This window comes from Paraburkholderia sp. DHOC27 (assembly GCF_003429005.1).
Classification (GTDB): Bacteria; Pseudomonadota; Gammaproteobacteria; order Burkholderiales; family Burkholderiaceae; genus Paraburkholderia.
The window spans coordinates 637,467-655,689 of the sequence record NZ_QVQV01000002.1 but is presented as its reverse complement, the minus strand read 5'-3'; the positions used below and the strand labels follow the sequence as shown (position 1 = coordinate 655,689).

General features: G+C 63.0%; 15 protein-coding genes and 1 pseudogene. 15 read left to right on the top strand and 1 reads right to left on the bottom strand.

What is annotated here, in order from left to right:
• The 10 genes and pseudogenes from hpnJ to D0B32_RS11105 all read left to right on the top strand — a co-directional run.
• Positions 1–1,204: hopanoid biosynthesis associated radical SAM protein HpnJ (gene hpnJ / locus D0B32_RS11150; protein WP_259294955.1), on the top strand; the 1,204-nt coding region annotated here is incomplete at its 5' end.
• Positions 1,204–2,085, top strand: a complete 882-nt coding sequence (gene hpnK, locus D0B32_RS11145) for a hopanoid biosynthesis-associated protein HpnK (protein WP_117333994.1) — start codon at positions 1,204–1,206, stop codon at positions 2,083–2,085. The genes hpnJ and hpnK, both read left to right, overlap by 1 nt.
• Positions 2,082–3,062, top strand: coding sequence for a lysylphosphatidylglycerol synthase domain-containing protein (locus D0B32_RS11140; RefSeq protein WP_117333993.1), 981 nt, complete (start codon positions 2,082–2,084; stop codon positions 3,060–3,062). Before hpnK ends, D0B32_RS11140 begins: the two co-directional genes overlap by 4 nt.
• Before the next feature lie 978 nt (positions 3,063–4,040).
• Complete coding sequence (locus D0B32_RS11135; RefSeq protein ID WP_117333992.1) at positions 4,041–5,120, top strand: LLM class flavin-dependent oxidoreductase; 1,080 nt, start codon at positions 4,041–4,043, stop codon at positions 5,118–5,120.
• A gap of 10 nt (positions 5,121–5,130) precedes the next feature.
• Positions 5,131–5,967, top strand: a complete 837-nt coding sequence (locus D0B32_RS11130) for a class II aldolase/adducin family protein (RefSeq protein ID WP_117333991.1) — start codon at positions 5,131–5,133, stop codon at positions 5,965–5,967.
• Positions 5,968–6,270: 303 nt separating this feature from the next.
• Positions 6,271–6,892, top strand: a pseudogene (locus tag D0B32_RS11125) (cysteine dioxygenase).
• Positions 6,889–8,490 (top strand): rhodanese-related sulfurtransferase, encoded by a 1,602-nt coding sequence (locus D0B32_RS11120; RefSeq protein ID WP_117333990.1) that lies wholly within the window; start codon positions 6,889–6,891, stop codon positions 8,488–8,490. The pseudogene D0B32_RS11125 and the gene D0B32_RS11120 overlap by 4 nt, the downstream one beginning before the upstream one ends.
• A 339-nt stretch (positions 8,491–8,829) precedes the next feature.
• On the top strand, positions 8,830–9,762 hold the full coding sequence (locus tag D0B32_RS11115) for an ABC transporter substrate-binding protein (RefSeq protein WP_117333989.1): 933 nt from the start codon (positions 8,830–8,832) through the stop codon (positions 9,760–9,762).
• A gap of 499 nt (positions 9,763–10,261) precedes the next feature.
• Positions 10,262–10,819 (top strand): hypothetical protein, encoded by a 558-nt coding sequence (locus D0B32_RS11110; RefSeq protein WP_117333988.1) that lies wholly within the window; start codon positions 10,262–10,264, stop codon positions 10,817–10,819.
• Between the two features lie 11 nt (positions 10,820–10,830).
• On the top strand, positions 10,831–11,784 hold the full coding sequence (locus D0B32_RS11105) for a patatin-like phospholipase family protein (RefSeq protein WP_117333987.1): 954 nt from the start codon (positions 10,831–10,833) through the stop codon (positions 11,782–11,784).
• A gap of 61 nt (positions 11,785–11,845) precedes the next feature.
• Here D0B32_RS11105 and D0B32_RS11100 read toward each other — a convergent pair whose 3' ends face one another.
• Complete coding sequence (locus D0B32_RS11100; RefSeq protein ID WP_117333986.1) at positions 11,846–12,457, bottom strand: bifunctional 2-polyprenyl-6-hydroxyphenol methylase/3-demethylubiquinol 3-O-methyltransferase UbiG; 612 nt, start codon at positions 12,455–12,457, stop codon at positions 11,846–11,848.
• Positions 12,458–12,651: 194 nt separating this feature from the next.
• Between D0B32_RS11100 and D0B32_RS11095 the strand changes: the two genes are divergently transcribed.
• From D0B32_RS11095 to astA, 5 genes are all read left to right on the top strand, one after another.
• Positions 12,652–13,443, top strand: a complete 792-nt coding sequence (locus tag D0B32_RS11095; RefSeq protein ID WP_117333985.1) for an ABC transporter ATP-binding protein — start codon at positions 12,652–12,654, stop codon at positions 13,441–13,443.
• A 62-nt stretch (positions 13,444–13,505) separates the two neighbouring features.
• Positions 13,506–14,528, top strand: a complete 1,023-nt coding sequence (locus D0B32_RS11090) for a GlxA family transcriptional regulator (protein WP_117333984.1) — start codon at positions 13,506–13,508, stop codon at positions 14,526–14,528.
• Between the two features lie 223 nt (positions 14,529–14,751).
• Positions 14,752–15,987, top strand: coding sequence for an aspartate aminotransferase family protein (locus D0B32_RS11085; protein WP_117333983.1), 1,236 nt, complete (start codon positions 14,752–14,754; stop codon positions 15,985–15,987).
• Between the two features lie 122 nt (positions 15,988–16,109).
• Complete coding sequence (gene aruF, locus D0B32_RS11080; RefSeq protein WP_117333982.1) at positions 16,110–17,186, top strand: arginine/ornithine succinyltransferase subunit alpha; 1,077 nt, start codon at positions 16,110–16,112, stop codon at positions 17,184–17,186.
• Entirely contained in the window at positions 17,183–18,223 is a 1,041-nt protein-coding gene (astA, locus tag D0B32_RS11075) for an arginine N-succinyltransferase (protein ID WP_117333981.1), read from the top strand. Before aruF ends, astA begins: the two co-directional genes overlap by 4 nt.

Below are 18,223 nucleotides of genomic sequence, written 5' to 3'. Positions count from 1 at the left end.
CATCCACACCAGCACGCCCTCGTTTCCTACTGACGCGATGTTCGCAGAGGACCTGAAGAAGCGCGCGCCTTCGGTGCTGATCGGCATGGTGGGCGCAAAGGTGGCGGTCGATCCGCACAACTCGCTGACTGCAAGCGAAGCCATCGACTTTGTCTGCCGCGAGGAATTCGACTTTACCTGCCAGGAAGTGGCAGCAGGCACGCCGTTCGAGCAGATTCAGGGGCTGAGCTACCGCGCAGCAGACGGTTCGATCGAACACAACGCCGCGCGTCCCATTCTCGAAGACATGGACCAGTTGCCGTTCGTCGCACCCGTGTACAAGCGCGACCTGAAGATCGACAACTACTTCATCGGTTATCTGAAGCATCCGTATGTGTCGATCTACACGGGGCGTGGCTGCCGTTCACGCTGCACCTTCTGCCTGTGGCCGCAGACGGTGGGCGGCCACCGTTACCGCACGCGCTCGGTGGAAAACGTGCTGGAAGAAGTGAAGTGGATTCGCGACAACATGCCTGAAGTGCAGGAGATCATGTTCGACGACGACACCTTCACCGATTTCAAACCACGCGTCGAAGAGATTGCACGCGGTCTCGGCAAGCTCGGCGTGACATGGTCCTGCAACGCGAAGGCGAACGTGCCGTACGCGACGCTGAAGATCATGAAGGAAAACGGTCTGCGTCTGCTGCTGGTGGGCTACGAGTCGGGTGACGACCAGATCCTGCTGAACATCAAGAAGGGTTTGCGTACCGACATTGCGCGCCGTTTCAGCGAAGACTGCCGCAAGCTCGGCATCAAGATTCACGGCACATTCATTCTGGGGCTGCCGGGCGAGACCCAGGAAACCATCGAAAAGACCATCGAATACGCGAAGGAAATCAATCCGCACACCATCCAGGTTTCGCTGGCGGCGCCGTATCCGGGTACCACGCTCTATAACCAGGCCGTGGAAAACGGCTGGCTGCAGGAGAACAAGGTCATCAACCTCGTCAGCAAGGAAGGCGTGCAACTGGCGGCGATCGGTTATCCGCATCTGTCGCGTGAGGAGATTTATCACCACGTCGAGAGCTTCTACAAGCGCTTCTATTTCCGCCCGTCGAAGATCTGGGAGATCGTGCGCGAAATGCTGATGAGCTGGGACATGATGAAGCGGCGTCTGCGCGAAGGCGTGGAATTCTTCCGCTTCCTGCGCGCGCACGAAGCGTGATGTCGCATGAGGCTCGGCTGGCGCAACGTACGCTGATCTTCACCGCAGACGACTTCGGTCTGCACGAACGCGTCAACGAGGCCGTCGAACAGGCGCACGTGCACGGTGTTCTGACGGCGGCGAGTCTGATGGTGGCCGCACCCGCTGCACACGACGCCATAGCACGGGCGCGGCGGCTACCCGATTTGCGGGTTGGCCTGCATCTGGTGCTCGCAGACGGCGCGGCTTATTTGCCGCGCGAAGCGATCCCGGCCCTGGTGGATGCAGACGGACGCTTCGGCGACAACATGGTGCGCGACGGCGTGCGCTTTTTCTGTTTGCCGCATGTGCGCAAACAGCTGGCACTGGAAATTCGCGCGCAATTCGAAGCGTTTGCCAAGACCGGGCTGCCGCTCGATCACGTCAACACGCACAAGCACTTTCATCTGCATCCCACCGTGCTCGCGCTGATCCTCGAGATTGGCCGCGAGTACGGCATGCGCGCGATGCGTTTGCCGAGCGAATCCAGCGAACCGGTGTGGCTGAAACCGTGGATTGCCCTGGTGCGGGCGCGGCTCGATCACGCGGGTGTGGCGCATAACGATTACGTGGTGGGCATTGCGAGCACGGGGCAGATGGACGAGGCGGTCTTGCTGGATGCGCTCGCGAGTTTGCCGCATGGCGTAGGCGAGATTTACTGCCATCCGGCCGTGGTGGGAGAGGGCGCGTTGTCGCACGGCATGCGCAGCTACCGGCATGCGGACGAACTGAAGGCATTGCTCTCGCCACGCGTGGCGGCGGCGATTGAAGCAGCCGGTGCGACGCGCGGCGGCTTTACCGACGTTTTCGGCCACGGCATCCAGAGTGACGGTGCCCGCGACCGGGGAGCACAGGCGCTATGAAGTGGCTGCAATGGCTGGGTTTGCCGATAGGCGTCACGATCCTGATTGCGCTGGTGCTGCACGAGGGCGTAGGCGGCCTGGTGCAGGCGATCAGCCAGGCCGGCTGGGTCTTGCTATGGCTGGTGCCGTTCCACGCGTTGCCGCTGCTGCTCGATGCCTACGCATGGCATGTGTTGCTGGGCAAGCGCACTTCGCTGCTGTTCCTCTGGTGGATCGCCACGGTGCGCGAAGCGGTGAACCGCTTGCTGCCGGCGGCGGGGATCGGCGGGGAGATTGTCGGCATTCGACTCGCGCGCTGGCGGGTAACGGACGTGAGCTTCGTGAGCGCCACGGTGATCGTGGAAGTGATGGTGACGATGGCCGTGCAATACGCGTTTTCCGCGCTTGGGCTGGTGTTGATCGTGGCGTGGACGCATCAGGCCGATGCATTGCGGACCATTGGTCTCGCGTTGTTGTTGTCACTGCCATTGCCGGTGCTGGCAGTCGTGCTGGTGCGACGTGGCGGGGTGTTCCATGCCATCGAGCGTTGGGCCGCGCATTTGCTGGGTGCATCGCATGCCTTGTTGCAAGGCGTGGATGGCAAGCGACTCGACGCGGACATCGACGCGTTGATGTCGCGCACGGGCTTGTTGTTGCGGGCGTTTTTATGGCAACTGGGCGGATACATGCTGGGGGCGCTGGAGACGTACTGGGCGCTGGAGTTACTGGGGCATCCGGTTTCAGTAGGCGGGGCGCTGGCCATCGAGGCGCTGACCCAGGCGGTGCGGCATGCCGCGTTTTTTATCCCAGCGGGGCTGGGGGTGCAGGATGCCGCGGTGGTGTTGCTGGCGCAGATTTTTGGCGTGGATCGGGAGGTGGCGTTTTCTCTTGCGCTGGTCAAGCGGATGCGGGAGATTGTGTTTGGGTGTCTGGCTTTGGTTTCGTGGCAGGTTGTTGAGGTTTTTTGGCCTAAAGGTGGGGTTGTTGAAAGGGTTTGAGGTTTTTTTGCCTGCGGCGCTGGACTCTCCATTGTGTTGCCCCTGTGCGGCGCGGCACTTGCGTTTGTTTGCCATGCGGCGTTGGCCTTTCCTTGTTTTCTTTTTGGTTTGCTTGCGTCGCCCCTGTGCGGGGCAGCAGTCACTTTTCTTTGCCGGCCGCAAAGAAAAGTAACCAAAAGAAAGCGGGCTCACACCGCTAGCCCGTAGATGTCTCCCTCGCCGCTCTCGCGGCATTGGTCCGAGACGAGACCTCCCCTCGCACATTTCGCGCCCGTGACAAAGCACTCATCCATCCCACTCCGCACTTCGTGCGTCGCGGTTGGGTCTGCGCTGGAAAGCATGGGCGGCGATTTGCCGGTGTGCTTTGCGCTGCATTTCCAGCATGGCACTTAGCATGTCTAAACAAATCACGCTTTCGCGGGTTTGGAGCGTCACCACGACGCGAGGTATCGAGAACAGCACAGTTGAGGTTATGCCGAACGACGGAGCGCGCAGCGCGACGCGGAGCGGATGACTGCCTGGTCACGGGGGGGTAGCGAGGCGAGGGATCAACTCGTCTCGGACCACTCCGGAATCACAGTTAGTGGTGGACACCTACAGGCTGGCGGTGTGAGCCCGCTTTCTTTTGCCTACTTTTCTTTGCGGCCGGCAAAGAAAAGTAGGTGCCGCCCCGCACAGGGGCAACGCAAATAGACCACCAAGAAAACAAGGAAAGGCCAAAACACAGCGGCGGCAAAAAAAAGTAAATACCACCGGCCCAAAGGGCAACACACAAAGGGCAACACAAACAGACCAACAAGAAAACAAAAAAAGCCCAAAACAGCAGCAGCGGCAAAAAAGAGTAAGCGCCGCCCCGCGAGAGGGGCCACCAAAAAAAGCCTTCTGCAAGAACCCCATATCCTTATCAACGATCAATATTTAACAACCCCACCCCCGCAGTGCTACCTTGAAAGCCAGACTTTCAACAGGACCCGCACTGTGACAGTAGAATTCATCGGCATGATCCAGACCCGCAAGGTGTCTGAAACTCACGCACCGCATGGCCCGGTCATCGATCTTCAATATGTGAAGGACTTCGCGCAGGCTCACGACGCCGCCGGCTTTGACCGTGTCCTCGTGCCGCATCATTCCACTAGCCCCGATGCGCTCCTCACCGTCGCTCACGCGGCCAGCGTCACCCAGCATGTGCATTTCATGCTCGCGCATCGCCCCGGTTTCGTCGCGCCCACGCTCGCCGCGCGCCAGCTCGCCACGCTCGATCACTATTCGGGTGGCCGCCTCGCGGTGCACATCATCTCCGGTGGCGATGACGCCGAGCAGCGCCGCGACGGCGATTTCCTCTCGCACGACGAGCGCTATGCCCGCACCAATGAATACGTGTCCATCCTGCGCCGCATCTGGACCGAGGACAAACCCTTCGATCACGCCGGCGAATACTATCGCTTCGAACAAGGCTTCTCTGAAGTCAAACCCGTTCAGCAACCCCACATCCCGATCTACTTCGGCGGTGCATCGGCGCCCGCGCTCGAAATTGCCGGCCGTCACGCGGATGTCTACGCGCTATGGGGCGAATCGAAGGCCCAGGTGCGCGAGCAGGTGACGCGTGTGCGTGCCGAAGCCGCCAAACACGGTCGCTCGGTGCGCTTCTCGGTGTCGTTCCGGCCCATCCTTGCGCAGACGGAATCCGCGGCGTGGGAGCGCGCGGAGCGGATTCTCGCCGAGACCAAACGGCTGCGTGCATTGTCGGGGCTCGGGGTGGGCGGTCCCGCGCAAAGCGAAGGCGCGCGCCGTCTGCTGGCGACATCGGGCAGCACCGATCGTGCGGACGAGCGGCTGTGGACGGCAGTCGCCAAAGAGATCGGCGGCCGCTCGAATTCGACGGCGCTCGTCGGCACACCGGACCAGGTGGCCGACACGCTTGCGGAGTATCATGCGTTGGGTGTGACGACCTTTTTGATCCGCGGTTTCGATCCACTGGAAGACGCAATCGAATACGGTCGTACGTTGATCCCCGCTACCCGCGAGCGCATCGCGCGCACCGAGCGCGCGGCAGCCTGATGGAGACACGATGACCGATCTCGCCGTGGTGACCTCCCACGTCACCAGCACAGCCGATACCGCTTCGCTGCAACGTCACGCGCCACTGCGCAAATACTGGTTCGACGAGATACCGCCGCGCGCAAGTATCGCTGACGAACGGCGTCATCGTCAGGAGCGGCTCGCCGTGGCGTTTCGCCTCTTCGCACGATATGGCTTCGATCAGGGTCTCGCCGGCCACATCACCGCGCGTGACCCCGAGTTTCCCGATCACTTCTGGGTCAATCCGTTCGGCAAGCATTTCGGCCGCATGCGCGTGTCGGATTTGCTGCTCGTCAACGCCGAAGGCGAGATCGTGGTGGGCGAGGGGCCCGTGAATCAGGCGGCTTTCGCCATTCACGCGGCCATTCACGAAGCGCGTCCCGATGTCGTCGCGGCGGCCCATACGCATTCTCTCTATGGCAAGGCCTGGTCGTCGCTCGGCCGTACGCTCGATCCGCTCACGCAAGACGCGTGCGCTTTCTATCAGGATCACGCGCTGTTCGACGATTTTCGCGGCGTGGTGCTGGATACGCAGGAAGGTGCGCGGATTGCCGCGGCGCTCGCCTCGCACAAGGCGGTCATCCTCAGGAATCACGGCATTCTGACCGCGGGCCCCACCGTCGAAGCGGCTGCATGGTGGTACATCGCGCTCGACAACGCCTGTCACGCTCAATTGCTCGCGGAAGCCGCGGGCAAGCCGCAACCCATCGCGCACGACATCGCCAGCTTGACGCATGAGCAGGTGGGCCGCGTAGGCGGCGCGCTGTTCGCGTTTCGCAGCCTCGAAGAAGGACTCGTCGCGGCGGAACCGGACGTATTCGACTAGAAAACTCAGGCAGTCAATTCGCGACGTGTACAGAGATCGTTCGTCACATTTGATTGTGACAGCAACAACATGACAGACACGGGGTAGTCAGACAAACACGATGCGCATGGCAATCCACGGCAACGCGCTACGGAGTTTGCAAGGCGCGCGCAGGCACGTCCTGAAGCGCGTGCCGTTTCATCTGAAGAACCTGCGCCCCCGCGCTTTCCTCATCGCTTCGATGCCACGCTTTTACATGCGATGTAAGTGTCGCCACATCGGTCGTTTCCGCACCCGCACGTGTGTCCTTGACTGAGTCCTTTCATGAGCCAACCTTTGCGGCTTGACCGCTTGCGCACGCTGGTGGAACGCATTGCCGCGCTGCTCGATGCTGCCGTGCCCGAAGCCCATCTGCTGGAAACCGGCGCGGCCAGTCTGCGCGAGTTGATTGCGCACGACGACTGGCTGTCGGACGCATTCGCGCGTCCTGATCCCGCGCGTTATCAGCAGTACCTCCTGCACGCGGATTCGCGTGGACGGGGTCTCCGTCGTGAGTTTTGTCTGGGGGCCCGGACAGGCCACGCCGATACACGATCACACCGTCTGGGGTTTGATCGGCGTGTTGCGTGGCGCCGAAATTGTGCAGGGGTATAGTCTAAACAATGCTCCACACGAGGGCGGCACGTTGATTGCTAACTGTGAGATGAAACGGCTCGATGCGGGGAGTGTAGACGCTGTTTCGCCGGATCTCGGCGACATCCACCGCGTGAGCAATGCATTCAATGACCGCGTTTCGATCAGCATTCATGTTTATGGTGCAAATATCGGCGCCGTGCCGCGCTCCACTTATACGCTCGACTGACGCCGCAAAAGATTTATCTCCGGCTACGCTAACGATGTGTTGCCGAATATCTGGAACGTATCGAAGGAGAGTGTTCTCATATGACGCTTGAGGCTGAATTCCGTACCCGTGCTTTTGAAGACGTACGCCGTGCCTTGTTCGAACGCCGCGAAATCGCCTTGCTCGACGTACGCGAGGAAGATCCACACGCGCAGAACCATCCGTTGTTCGCTGCCAATCTGCCTTTATCGAAGCTGGAACTCGACGTACCGTTGCGTTTGCCGCGCCGCTCCGTGCCGATTGTCGTTTTCGACGATGGCGAAGGGCTTGCCGAGCGGGCCGCGCGCCGCTTCATCGAATTGGGTTATACCGATGTCTCGCTGCTTGCCGGCGGCCTGCGTGGCTGGGCCGAGGCGGGCGGTGAACTGTTCCGGGACGTCAATGTGCCGAGCAAGGCATTTGGCGAACTGGTGGAAAGCGAACGCCATACGCCGTCAATGGAAGCGGCGCATGTGAAGGCTCTGCTCGATGCCAACGCGAATGTCGTGGTGTTCGACGCGCGCCGCTACGACGAATTTCAAACCATGAATATCCCGGGCAGCGTCAGCGTGCCCGGTGCAGAACTGGTGCTGCGCGCGCGCCAGCTCGCGCCCGATCCCACCACGCAGATCATCATCAACTGCGCGGGTCGCACGCGCAGCATCATTGGTACGCAATCGCTGATCAACGCGGGTGTGCCCAATCCGGTCGCCGCGTTGCGTAATGGCACGATTGGCTGGACGCTGGCAGGCCAGGCGCTGGATCACGGCAGTTCACGCCGTTTCGATCCTGTCAGCGACGGCGCGTTGCGCGTCGCGGCAGCGGCCGACGCGCGTGCCGTTGCCGATCGCGCTGAAGTGGGCCGCACCACGCGCGACGAAGCGCGTCGCTGGGCCGATGAAGCGGTGCGCACGATCTATCGCTTCGACGTGCGCACGCCGCAGGAATACGCGGCGAGCCACGTACCGGGTTTTCGCAGCGCGCCCGGCGGTCAACTGGTGCAGGAAACCGACATGTTCGCGCCGGTGCGGGGCGCCCGCGTGATTCTCGCGGACAGCGATGGCGTGCGCGCCAACATGACCGCGTCGTGGCTCGCGCAGATGAATGTCGAGGTCTACGTGATCGACGGTTTGACCGCCGCCGATTTCACCGAGGAGGGCGCCACGCCGGTGGTGCGCAACGCGGTCACGGCGCCGGACGCCGATGAAATCTCGCCGCAGGAACTGGCGGCCTTGCTGAAAGCCACGGGCACCGTGGTGGTCGATTTCACCGCCAGCGCCAATTTCGTCAAGCAGCACATCCCTGGCGCGTGGTGGGCATTGCGTGCACAACTCGCGGACGCATTGCCGAAGCTGCCCGCAGCGGAGCGCTATGTGGTCACGTGCGGCACCAGTGCATTGGCGCGTTTTGCGGCGCCTGAACTGGCGGCGCTCACGGGCAAGCCGGTGCAGGTGTTGACGGGTGGCACCAGCGCATGGATCGCGGCGGGCTTGCCGGTTGAAAGCGGTGCAACGCATCTGGCCTCGCCGCGCATCGACCGTTACCGGCGTCCCTATGAAGGCACGGACAACGCGCGTGAAGCGATGAATGCGTACCTCGAGTGGGAATACGGACTCGTGGCGCAACTCGCGCGTGACGGTACGCACGGCTTTCATGTGATCTGACGCGCAGCGTGGCGTGGGAGCGGGGTGCCGCATCGGGCATCCCGCGAATGCTGCGCGCCGCGCGGCGAAAACGCGTCTCGCTCAAAGCGCGCGGCAAAGCTGACGCGCGCATCTTCCGCTGATTTGCTTAGAAGAATTCGGCGTTTGTGTTCTGCAAACGCGTCCCTTATCGTCATTCTCAGTTCTGCAATCCATGCGCGCGCTGTGGCCCCGCTGCGGCCCGTAAGCGGTGTGCGCTTCGCTACTCAGGATATGACGACATCTTTGTTTGCCCGCTCGCTTCATGGCGTCCATCGTGCGCGTTCTGGTTCTTCTGCACGGCATGCGTTGCTTCAACGGATGCGCCATTGCGCGCGCCTGCTCGTTACGTTCGCCCTCGCAGCGTTAGCAAACGCCTCGTTCGCCGACGACCTCACGGTGCTCAAGGTAGGCGACCAGTCGTTGCAGACGCGCGGCATTCTCGAAGCATCCGGTCAACTGAAGGACCTGCCGTACCGGATCGAATGGTTCAACTTTCCGGCGGCGCAACCGTTGGGTGAGGCATTGAATGCGGGAGCCGTGGATGTGGGTGGTCTCGGCGATGCACCGCTGGTGTTTGCACTCGCCGCTGGCGCCCGCGTGCGTGCCGTGGCGGCCACGCGTTCGCAACCGGTGGATCTCGCCATCGTCGTGCCCGCGCATTCGCCGCTCACCAACGTAGACGGATTGCGCGGCAAACGGATTGCCACCACACGTGGCTCGATTGGCCACTTTCTCGCGCTGGCAGCGCTCAAAAAAGCCAACATCCCGATCTCCGACGTGACACTCGTGTTCCTCGCGCCGGCTGACGCGAAAGCGGCGCTTGCGGCGGGCAGCGTCGATGCATGGTCGGTGTGGGATCCGTACACGGCGCTCAGCGAAGCGCGCGATCACGACCGCATCATCGCGACCGGCGTAGGGCTCTCGGAAGGGCTCAGCTATCAGGTCGCCACCGAACACGCGATTACGGACAAGCACGCGCAACTCGCGGATTTCCTGCGGCGGGTAGCCATTGGGCAGCGCTGGGCGCTGTCGCATCCGGACGAAGTGGCGGCGATGCAGTCGCGCGTGACCGGCTTGCCGCCCGATGTGCTGAAGACGGTGTATCAGCGTGGTCAGGTGCATCCGGTCGCCATCGACGATAGCGTCGTCACGGCGCAGCAGCGCACCGCCGATACCTACACCAGCGCCAACGTGATCCCTGCACACCTCGATGTGCGCGCAAGTTTCGATCGCAGTTTCCCGTTGCCTTGAAGAGCCAAAATGCGTCGCGTGCGCACGCTGTCAGGCAGACCAGACGCGCGCATTCGAGGGGCACGCGAATCGGTGTAAACGCGCTCTCGCCTAACACAGATATTGCGTCTAAATTACTGACCACCTGGGCAAAATAGCCGAGGGACCAGACGGCCAGGGAGCAGCGGCAGGCGCCGGACGAAAGCATCAAAACCAGTGGCCGGGAGCGGCCCGCAGTCGAAGATTGCAAACTGGTTGCTTCGCACGATGCAGGCCGCTGCAGGTCGTCGTTCCGCGTCAGTGTCGGTGTCACCATCAGTCTTGGCCGGCAGATTTGCTCGCCCTCCGTCGTCATCCCGTCGCCACCCTCCACCTGTCAATTCATCGCGCACCGCGCACGGCGTGACATGCCGCTTCGCAACGCATGGCCCTTGCTATGGCCGCCAACGTGCGCTTGCTTCGATCATTTTGTTATCCTGTAGTACATCATTCAAAGGATGTTCGCATCCCACTCCGAACAATGGCTTCGAGCTTCAGACTGATTTCCGTTGCCGTGCTGGCTGCCTCGCTGGCGCTGGCAGGTTGCGACGACCAACAGGGCCAACGCGCTGTGCAAAAACTCAAGGATCTGTTCAACGCCGTCAAACCCGACGCGCTGCTGCTGAAGGACCTCACCCCCGGCATCTCGACGGAGGAGCAGGTGCGCAACCAGATGGGCAAGCCGGAAACCGAACGCGTGTATACCGACGGTTCGAAGCGCCTCGAATATCCGCGCGGCCCGCAAGGGCTCAACACGTACATGGTCGACATCGACCGGGACGGCAAACTGCAGGCCATCACCCAGGTGCTGACGGCGGAGAATTTCGGCAAGATCCGGCCCGGCATGACGGAGGACGAAGTGCGGCGGCTGCTCGGCAAGCCAGGTCAGATAGCGGTGTTCCCGCTCAAACCGGAGACGGTCTGGAGCTGGAAGTGGCGCGAAGGCGGCGTGACTGAAGAGGCCTTTTTCAACGTACATTTCGACCAGTTTCACAAGGTCTATACGACATCGCGCTCGGATGTGATTCGCGGACGATAAGGAGAAAAAACATGCTGCGACGGCGTCCCCATTCGCGGATTGGGCTCGTGCTGGGCGGTGGCGCTGCGCGGGGCTGGGCCCATATTGGCGCGATCCGCGCATTGCACGAAGCCGGCATCAAGCCCGATGTGGTGTGCGGCACCTCGATTGGCGCGCTGGTCGGCGCGGTGTATGCAAACGGCGATCTCGACTGGCTCGAAGAATGGGTCTCGCGCCTCACCTGGCAGACGGTCGTGCGCCTGCTCGATCTGCGCATCTCCGGCGGCCTGCTGGGTGGGCGCAAGGTGATCCAGGTGTTTGCCAACCAGTTCAACGGCTGCGCGATCGCCGATCTGCGCATGCCGTTCGCGGCGGTGGCGACTGAACTCGACTCCGGCCGCGAAACCTGGATACAGGACGGCAGTGTGGTGGACGCCGTACGCGCGTCGATTGCGATTCCCGGCATCTTCACGCCGGTGTGGCAAAACGGCGTCTGGCTGGTGGATGGCGGCCTCAGCAACCCGGTGCCGGTTTCGGTGGCGCGCGGCATGCGTTCGGACTGCGTCATCGCGGTCGATCTGAACAGCGACATCCTGAATGGCCGCGACTTTGGCGGCGTAACGGTGGCCACGGAAATCATCGACCCCGAGGTGCCCCCGCCCGGATCGTTGCGCAAGAACGGCAAGCCGTGGCCGCGCTGGCTCGCACCCGGCGACCAGGCGGGCAGTAGCGATGTGCGCGTCGCTCCGCCACCGAGTGCGCGCGTGCCGTCCATGCTGAGTTCGGTTGCGCAGAGCATCGACATCATGCAGGTGCGGATCACGCGCAGCCGTCTGGCGGGTGAACCGGCCGACATCCTGATTCAGCCGCGCCTGGGGGGCATGGGGATTTTCGATTTCCACCGCGCGGCGCCGGCCATCGAAGAAGGGCGTGCCGCCGTCGTGCAGATGTTGCCGGCCATTCGTGCGCGGCTGGGGATGGAGTGACGCTGCGAGGCGCGGGCGGTTGCGAAGTAGCGCGAAGTGGTGCGAGGTGACGATTCTGCCTTCAGCTCTCGTCGATATTCTTGGTCGCAATCAGACGGCAAACGCGCTTGCCCGAGCTCTCGCTCACGCCGTCCTCGAACAGCAGGACGGCGCAATCCACCAACGCATCCACCACGATGGACGGTTCGAACGCGGTGTAAAGCCGCCCATCGGGCAGCCGCTCGTCCTGCTCCTCGGTGACGCGCCAAGACAGATACAACATGCCATTGCGTCGCAGGATGCGCCGCAGATTGTCGACGGCCAACGGAATCGCTTCAGCCGGCAAGTGCATGATCACCGTTTCGCAGACGACGTTATCGAAGTCCTCGTCGATCTCCGTCAGTGACGGCAGGCTGGCTTCGCGAAACGTGATGTGTGGATGCAGACGGCGTGCTTCTGCGAGCAGACCTGTGGCGGCGTCGAAGCCGGTCACGTCGTAGCCATGCGCGGCCAGCCACGCGGCGTCGCGACCGTTGCCGCAGCCGATCTCGGCGGTCTTGCCCTCGGGCACCAGGTGCGTTTCCAGTAACGCGTAGAGGTCGTTCGGTGGCGGCTGGTCGAGCCATTGCTGGCTATAACGCGCGGCATCCTGCGAGTAGGCGTTCAGCGTGGCGGAATCGAAACGTGAGTTCATGCGCGGCCATCCTGTGCGAGCGGGCGCGGCAGCACCCGCAACCCCAGCAGTGTAACGAGCTTCGCGCGGCACGTGAGGGTTGCCCTTGGGTTGCTGCGACGCAATATCACGCTGCCCAGCAGTGGGAGTTCCGGGGTGGGGCGATCTTGCGGTATCGTTCGCGCTGGTCATCTGCATTTATCCAGGAGAGCACCTTGCTCCACACCAGCCAAACCGAAGCCTGCAAGCTCGCCGTGCAGGACGTGCACAAGCGCTATGGCGACAACGAAGTGCTCAAGGGCGTGTCGATGAACGCCAACAAGGGCGACGTCATCAGCATCATCGGCGCGAGCGGGTCGGGCAAGAGCACCTTCCTGCGCTGCATCAACTTCCTCGAGCGCCCCAACGCCGGACAGATCGTGGTGGATGGCGAAGCCGTGCGGACCAAACCCGATCGCAGCGGCAACCTGGAAGTGGCCGACCACAAGCAGTTGCAGCGCATCCGTACCAAGCTGGCGATGGTGTTCCAGCACTTCAATTTGTGGGCGCACATGAACGTCATGGAGAACATCGTCGAGGCGCCGATCCACGTGCTGGGTTTGCCGCGTCGCGAAGCCGAAGAACGGGCGCGCGAGTATCTGGAGAAAGTGGGCCTCGCGCCCCGCCTGGAAAAACAGTATCCGTCGCATCTGTCGGGCGGTCAGCAGCAGCGCGTGGCAATTGCGCGTGCGCTCGCCATGAATCCGGACGTGATGCTGTTCGACGAGCCCACCTCGGCGCTCGACCCCGAACTGGTCGGCGAGGTGCTGAAGGTGATGCAGAAGCTGGCCGAGGAAGGCCGCACGATGATCGTCGTCACACACGAAATGGGCTTTGCGCGCAACGTGTCGAATCACGTGATGTTCCTGCATCAAGGACGCACCGAGGAAGAGGGCGTGCCGGCCGAAGTGCTGGCCGCGCCGCGCAGCGAACGCCTCAAGCAGTTTTTGTCCGGCAGTCTCAAGTAACGCGCGCGGTTCGAATTGCACGAGCTTTACGCCTTCACAGCCTTCACCGCCCCCTACGCTTGATGCCGCGCACGCCGTCCCCGTCCGCCCGTACCACCCAGGTGGCGATCGTCGCCTTGCCGCCCGTCTCCATGTCGGGCGTGGGTCCAATCGTCGACGCGCTGAATCTCGCCAACGAGATCGACGGCCGCGCGCTCTATCGCTGCCAGGTGTTTTCATCGGATGGCCGCGCGGTGCCGCTGTCGGGCGGCGCGCAGTGGCCGGTGGATGGCGCGTTTGGCGAAGCGTTGACGTGCGACTGGCTGATCGTGGTCAGCGAGCGCTTCCAGTCCTTTACCGGCGACCGGCAGTTCGTGGCCAGTCTCGCGCGCGTCGGGCAACGCACGCCGCTCGTCACGGGCATTCATCACGGTGTCTGGTGGCTTGCTACGGCCGGACAACTCTCCGGCTACCGCGTGAGCGTCAACTGGGAGTCCTATCAGCAATTCTCCGAACAGTTCGAGCGTGCCATCGTCACGCAGCAGATTTTCGAAATCGACCGTGATCGCGCCACCTGCGCGGGCGGCCAGGCGAGCGTCGATTTCATGCTGGCGATGATCGCCCGCGAGCACGGCCCCGAACTGGCCGAGCGGATCGCCGATACGCTCGGGGTGGGCGTGCTGCGCGCCGCCGAAGAGCGCCAGCGCATTCCGTTCGTGACGGCGCCTGGCGAGCGCCATCCGCGCCTGAACGATGCGCTCTCGCTGATGGAAGCGAATATCGAAGACCCGTTGACGGGCGACGAGATCGCCGGACTCGTCGGCGTGTCGCGGCGGCAACTGGAGCGGTTGTTTCGCCAGTATCTCGGCGCGATGCCGTCGAAGTACTACATGGGCCTGCGTCTGTCGAAGGCGCGCACGCAATTGCAGCGCACCAGCAAATCCGTGGTGCAGATCAGCCTCGCCTGCGGGTTTTCGTCCGCCGCGCACTTTTCGAATGCTTATCGTGACCACTTTGGCGTGACACCGCGCGAAGATCGTCGCAACTGGCTCGACAGGCAGACCGGCGCGGCGTCCGCGAGCGGCACGGCCGCGGACGAAGCGTAGCCCGCATTACGCAGTACTGCCCCGCGGCACGTAGAAGTTCACCCCAATGCGCACCCCAAAGCGCACCCCAAAGCGCACCCCAAAGCACGTCCCCCGGCCACATCCCGGCAAAGTGGCAGGCTAGCCACAGCAACCCGAAAGAACACGTCGCGTATGCGCAAGACGTTTCGTCCGAGGTTTCCTAAACTACGTCATACCGTCAATAGCGTACCGAGGACTTGCCATGAACGACCTGCCAGTGACACGCCAGACTTTCGACGAAGTGATGGTGCCGGTGTTCGCGCCCGCCGCCTTCGTGCCGGACCGTGGGCTCGGGTCGCGCGTATGGGACACCGAAGGCCGCGACTACATCGACTTCGCGGGCGGTATTGCCGTCACGGCGCTCGGTCATGCGCATCCGGAACTGCTCAAGGTGCTGGCCGAGCAGGGCGGCAAGCTCTGGCACATTGGCAACGGTTACACCAATGAACCGGTGCTGCGCCTCGCCAAACGTCTCGAAGCACTGACCTTCGCCGACCGGGCGTTTTTCGCCAATTCCGGCGCCGAAGCCAATGAAGCCGCGCTGAAACTGGCGCGCCGCGTGGCGTTCGATCGTCACGGCGCAGCAAAAGACCAGATCATTTCGTTCACGCAGTCGTTTCATGGCCGCACCTTCTTTACCGTCAGCGTGGGCGGTCAGCCGAAGTATTCGGAAGGCTTCGGTCCGGTACCGCAGGGCATCGTGCATCTGCCGTACAACGACATCGAAGCGGCGCGCAAGGCAATTGGCGCGAACACCTGCGCGGTGATCGTCGAGCCGATCCAGGGCGAAGGCGGTGTGATTCCAGCGGATCCGGCATTCCTGAAGGCGTTGCGCGAAGCCTGCGACGCCCACGATGCCCTGCTGATTTTTGACGAGGTACAAACCGGGGTGGGCCGCAGCGGATACTTCTACGCGTATCAGGACACGGGTGTGACGCCGGACATCCTGACCACGGCCAAAGCGCTCGGCAACGGCTTCCCGATTGGCGCGATGCTGACCACCGAGGCGCTCGCCGCGCATTTCAAGGTGGGCGTGCATGGCACCACGTACGGTGGCAATCCGCTCGGCGCCGCGATTGCGGAGAAGGTGGTCGAACTGATCAGCAATCCCGCGCTGCTCGAAGGGGTGCGCTCGCGCAGTGCCGAACTCAAGGGCCATCTGGCGAAGCTCAACGAACGCTTTGGTCTCTTAACGGAAGTGCGCGGCAAGGGTCTGCTGATCGGCGCGGAACTGACCGGCGCATTCAAGGGCCGCGCAAAAGATTTCGTCACGGCAGCCGGCAAGCATGGCGTCATCATGCTGATGGCAGGTCCTGATGTGCTGCGTTTCGTGCCGTCGCTGATCATGCCGCTCGACGACATGCAGGAAGGCTTCACGCGGCTTGCGAAAGCGTTTGAGGAAGCGGTGGGCGCGACGGCTGCTGCACCGACGCGCTGATCCGCTGCCGTTCGGGCCCCGCGCCGCATCAGATGCATGCGGCGCGTTTCCCGGGCAAACCTCGCACGCGCACCACGCACTTCGCTGTTGAACCCGGCATCCCTCTCACCACTGGAACGACGATGCTCTTCGTACGCCCTGGCCGTCTTGCCGATCTCGACGCGCTCGAACACATGGCGCGCACGGCTCAACCCGTGCTGCACTCGCTGCCGCATGACCGCCGTGCGCTCGAAGCGCGCGTCGCGCTGTCCGAGGATTCGTTTCGCGCGGAAGTGGATTTTCCGGGCGAGGAGTTCTATCTGTTCGTGCTCGAAGACAGCGAGACCGGCAAGCTATCGGGCACGGCGAGTATCGTCGCAGCCGCCGGCTACTCGGAACCGTTCTACGCGTTCCGTAACGACGCCCTGATTCATGCGTCGCGCGAACTGCATGTGAACCGCAAGATCCACGCGCTGACCATGTCGCACGAGCTGACCGGCAAAAGCCGGCTGGCGGGGTTCTATATCGATCCCGCGCTGCGTGGCGATGCAGCCGCGCATCTGATGTCACGCGCACGCATGATGTATATCGCGGCCAACCGCAAGCGCTTCACGTCCGAGGTGTTCTCGCTGCTGCTGGGCGTGACGGACGACAACGGCGTGTCGCCATTCTGGGAAGCGGTGGGTCGCAAGTTCTTCGGCCGCAACTTCGCGGACATCGAAATCGAATCGGGCGGCCGCAGCCGCACCTTTATCGCCGAAGTGATGCCGAGCTATCCAGTCTACGTGCCGCTGCTGCCGGAAGCGGCGCAGCGCGTGCTGGGCGAGCCGGATGAAAAGGCGCTGCTCGCCTATGACATCCACCTCGAGGAAGGCTTCGAGACCGACCGCTTCGTCGATATCTTCGATGCGGGGCCGGTACTTACCGCGCAGATCGATCGCAGCGCCTGCGTCAAGCTCAACCAGACCCGCACGGTGCTCGACACGGACGCGAGCGAGGGCGCTGCAAGCTGGCTGATCGCGAGCAATCGCGCGGACGAGTTCCGCTGTGTGCTGGCCAATCTGCCGGCCGATCTGCCTACCAACCGTCAGGCCGACGCGCCGCTGCCGCCGGCGGTCCGCAACGCGCTCGGCGTGCAGGTGGGCGACGCGGTGCGTTGTGTACCGCTGCATCAGCAAGACCAGACCTCCGCTGACGAACGACTGGGAGACGCATCATGATCGTGGTTCGCGTCGTGCAAACGGGCGATGTGGACGCGCTGATGGCGCTCGCTCAGGAGACCGGTCCCGGTCTCACCACCTTCAAGCCGGATCGCGATGCACTGGCGGCGCGCGTCGCACGCTCGCGCCGCACGATGGAAGATCGCGCCGAGCCGCACGAGGCCGGCTATTTCTTCGTGATGGAAGACACCGCTACTGGCGACGTGGCGGGCGTCTGCGGCATCGAAACGGCGGTCGGCCTGCAGCAGCCGTTTTACAACTACCGCGTGAGCACGGTGGTGCATGCGAGCCAGGACCTCGGCATCTGGACCCGCATGCGGGCACTCAACATCTCGCACGACCTCACCGGATACGCCGAACTGTGCTCGCTGTTCCTGAGCCCGCGTTATCGTGCCAGCGGCGTGGGCGGTTTGCTGTCGCGCTCGCGCTTCATGTTTCTCGCGCAGTTTCGCGAGCGCTTTCCGCAACGCATCTGCGCGGAACTGCGCGGCCATTTCGACGCGGAAGGCAGTTCGCCGTTCTGGCGCGCGGTGGGTTCGCACTTCTACCAGATCGATTTCAACGCGGCGGACTATCTCAGCTCGCATGGCCGCAAGGCGTTCCTCGCGGAGTTGATGCCGCGTTTTCCGGTCTATGTGGAGCTGTTGCCGCAGCAAGCGCAGGAGTGCGTCGGGCTCACGCACAACGACACGATTCCCGCGCGGCGCATGCTCGAAGCGGAAGGGCTGCGCTACGAGAATCACGTGGATATTTTCGACGCGGGGCCGGTGCTCGAATGTCATATCGCCGACTTGCGCACGGTGCGTGAAAGCGTGCGCGTGCCGGTGGAAATCGTCGCGCTGGGCGCTTCGCCCGCGCCGCAGGATGGGCCGAAGTCGCTGGTGTCGAACACGTCGCTGGGCGATTTCCGCGTGGGCGTGGCAGCCGGCGTGCCGCATGAAGGCGTATTCCGCCTCACGAGCGACGAAGCCGCCGCACTCGACGTCAAGGCAGGCGACCTCGTACGGGTGCTGCCGCTGAAACAGAAACAGGGATGA

Bases quoted from the DNA above. Each gene is read 5' to 3' on its own strand.
- D0B32_RS11140 (WP_117333993.1), top strand. From the start codon at position 2,082: ATGAAGTGGCTGCAATGGCTGGGTTTGCCGATAGGCGTCACGATCCTG.
- aruF (WP_117333982.1), top strand. From the start codon at position 16,110: ATGCTCTTCGTACGCCCTGGCCGTCTTGCCGATCTCGACGCGCTCGAA.
- D0B32_RS11105 (WP_117333987.1), top strand. From the start codon at position 10,831: ATGCTGCGACGGCGTCCCCATTCGCGGATTGGGCTCGTGCTGGGCGGT.
- D0B32_RS11090 (WP_117333984.1), top strand. From the start codon at position 13,506: ATGCCGCGCACGCCGTCCCCGTCCGCCCGTACCACCCAGGTGGCGATC.
- hpnK (WP_117333994.1), top strand. From the start codon at position 1,204: ATGTCGCATGAGGCTCGGCTGGCGCAACGTACGCTGATCTTCACCGCA.
- D0B32_RS11100 (WP_117333986.1), bottom strand. From the start codon at position 12,457: ATGAACTCACGTTTCGATTCCGCCACGCTGAACGCCTACTCGCAGGAT.
- D0B32_RS11120 (WP_117333990.1), top strand. From the start codon at position 6,889: ATGACGCTTGAGGCTGAATTCCGTACCCGTGCTTTTGAAGACGTACGC.
- D0B32_RS11085 (WP_117333983.1), top strand. From the start codon at position 14,752: ATGAACGACCTGCCAGTGACACGCCAGACTTTCGACGAAGTGATGGTG.
- D0B32_RS11130 (WP_117333991.1), top strand. From the start codon at position 5,131: ATGACCGATCTCGCCGTGGTGACCTCCCACGTCACCAGCACAGCCGAT.
- astA (WP_117333981.1), top strand. From the start codon at position 17,183: ATGATCGTGGTTCGCGTCGTGCAAACGGGCGATGTGGACGCGCTGATG.
- D0B32_RS11110 (WP_117333988.1), top strand. From the start codon at position 10,262: ATGGCTTCGAGCTTCAGACTGATTTCCGTTGCCGTGCTGGCTGCCTCG.
- D0B32_RS11115 (WP_117333989.1), top strand. From the start codon at position 8,830: ATGCGCCATTGCGCGCGCCTGCTCGTTACGTTCGCCCTCGCAGCGTTA.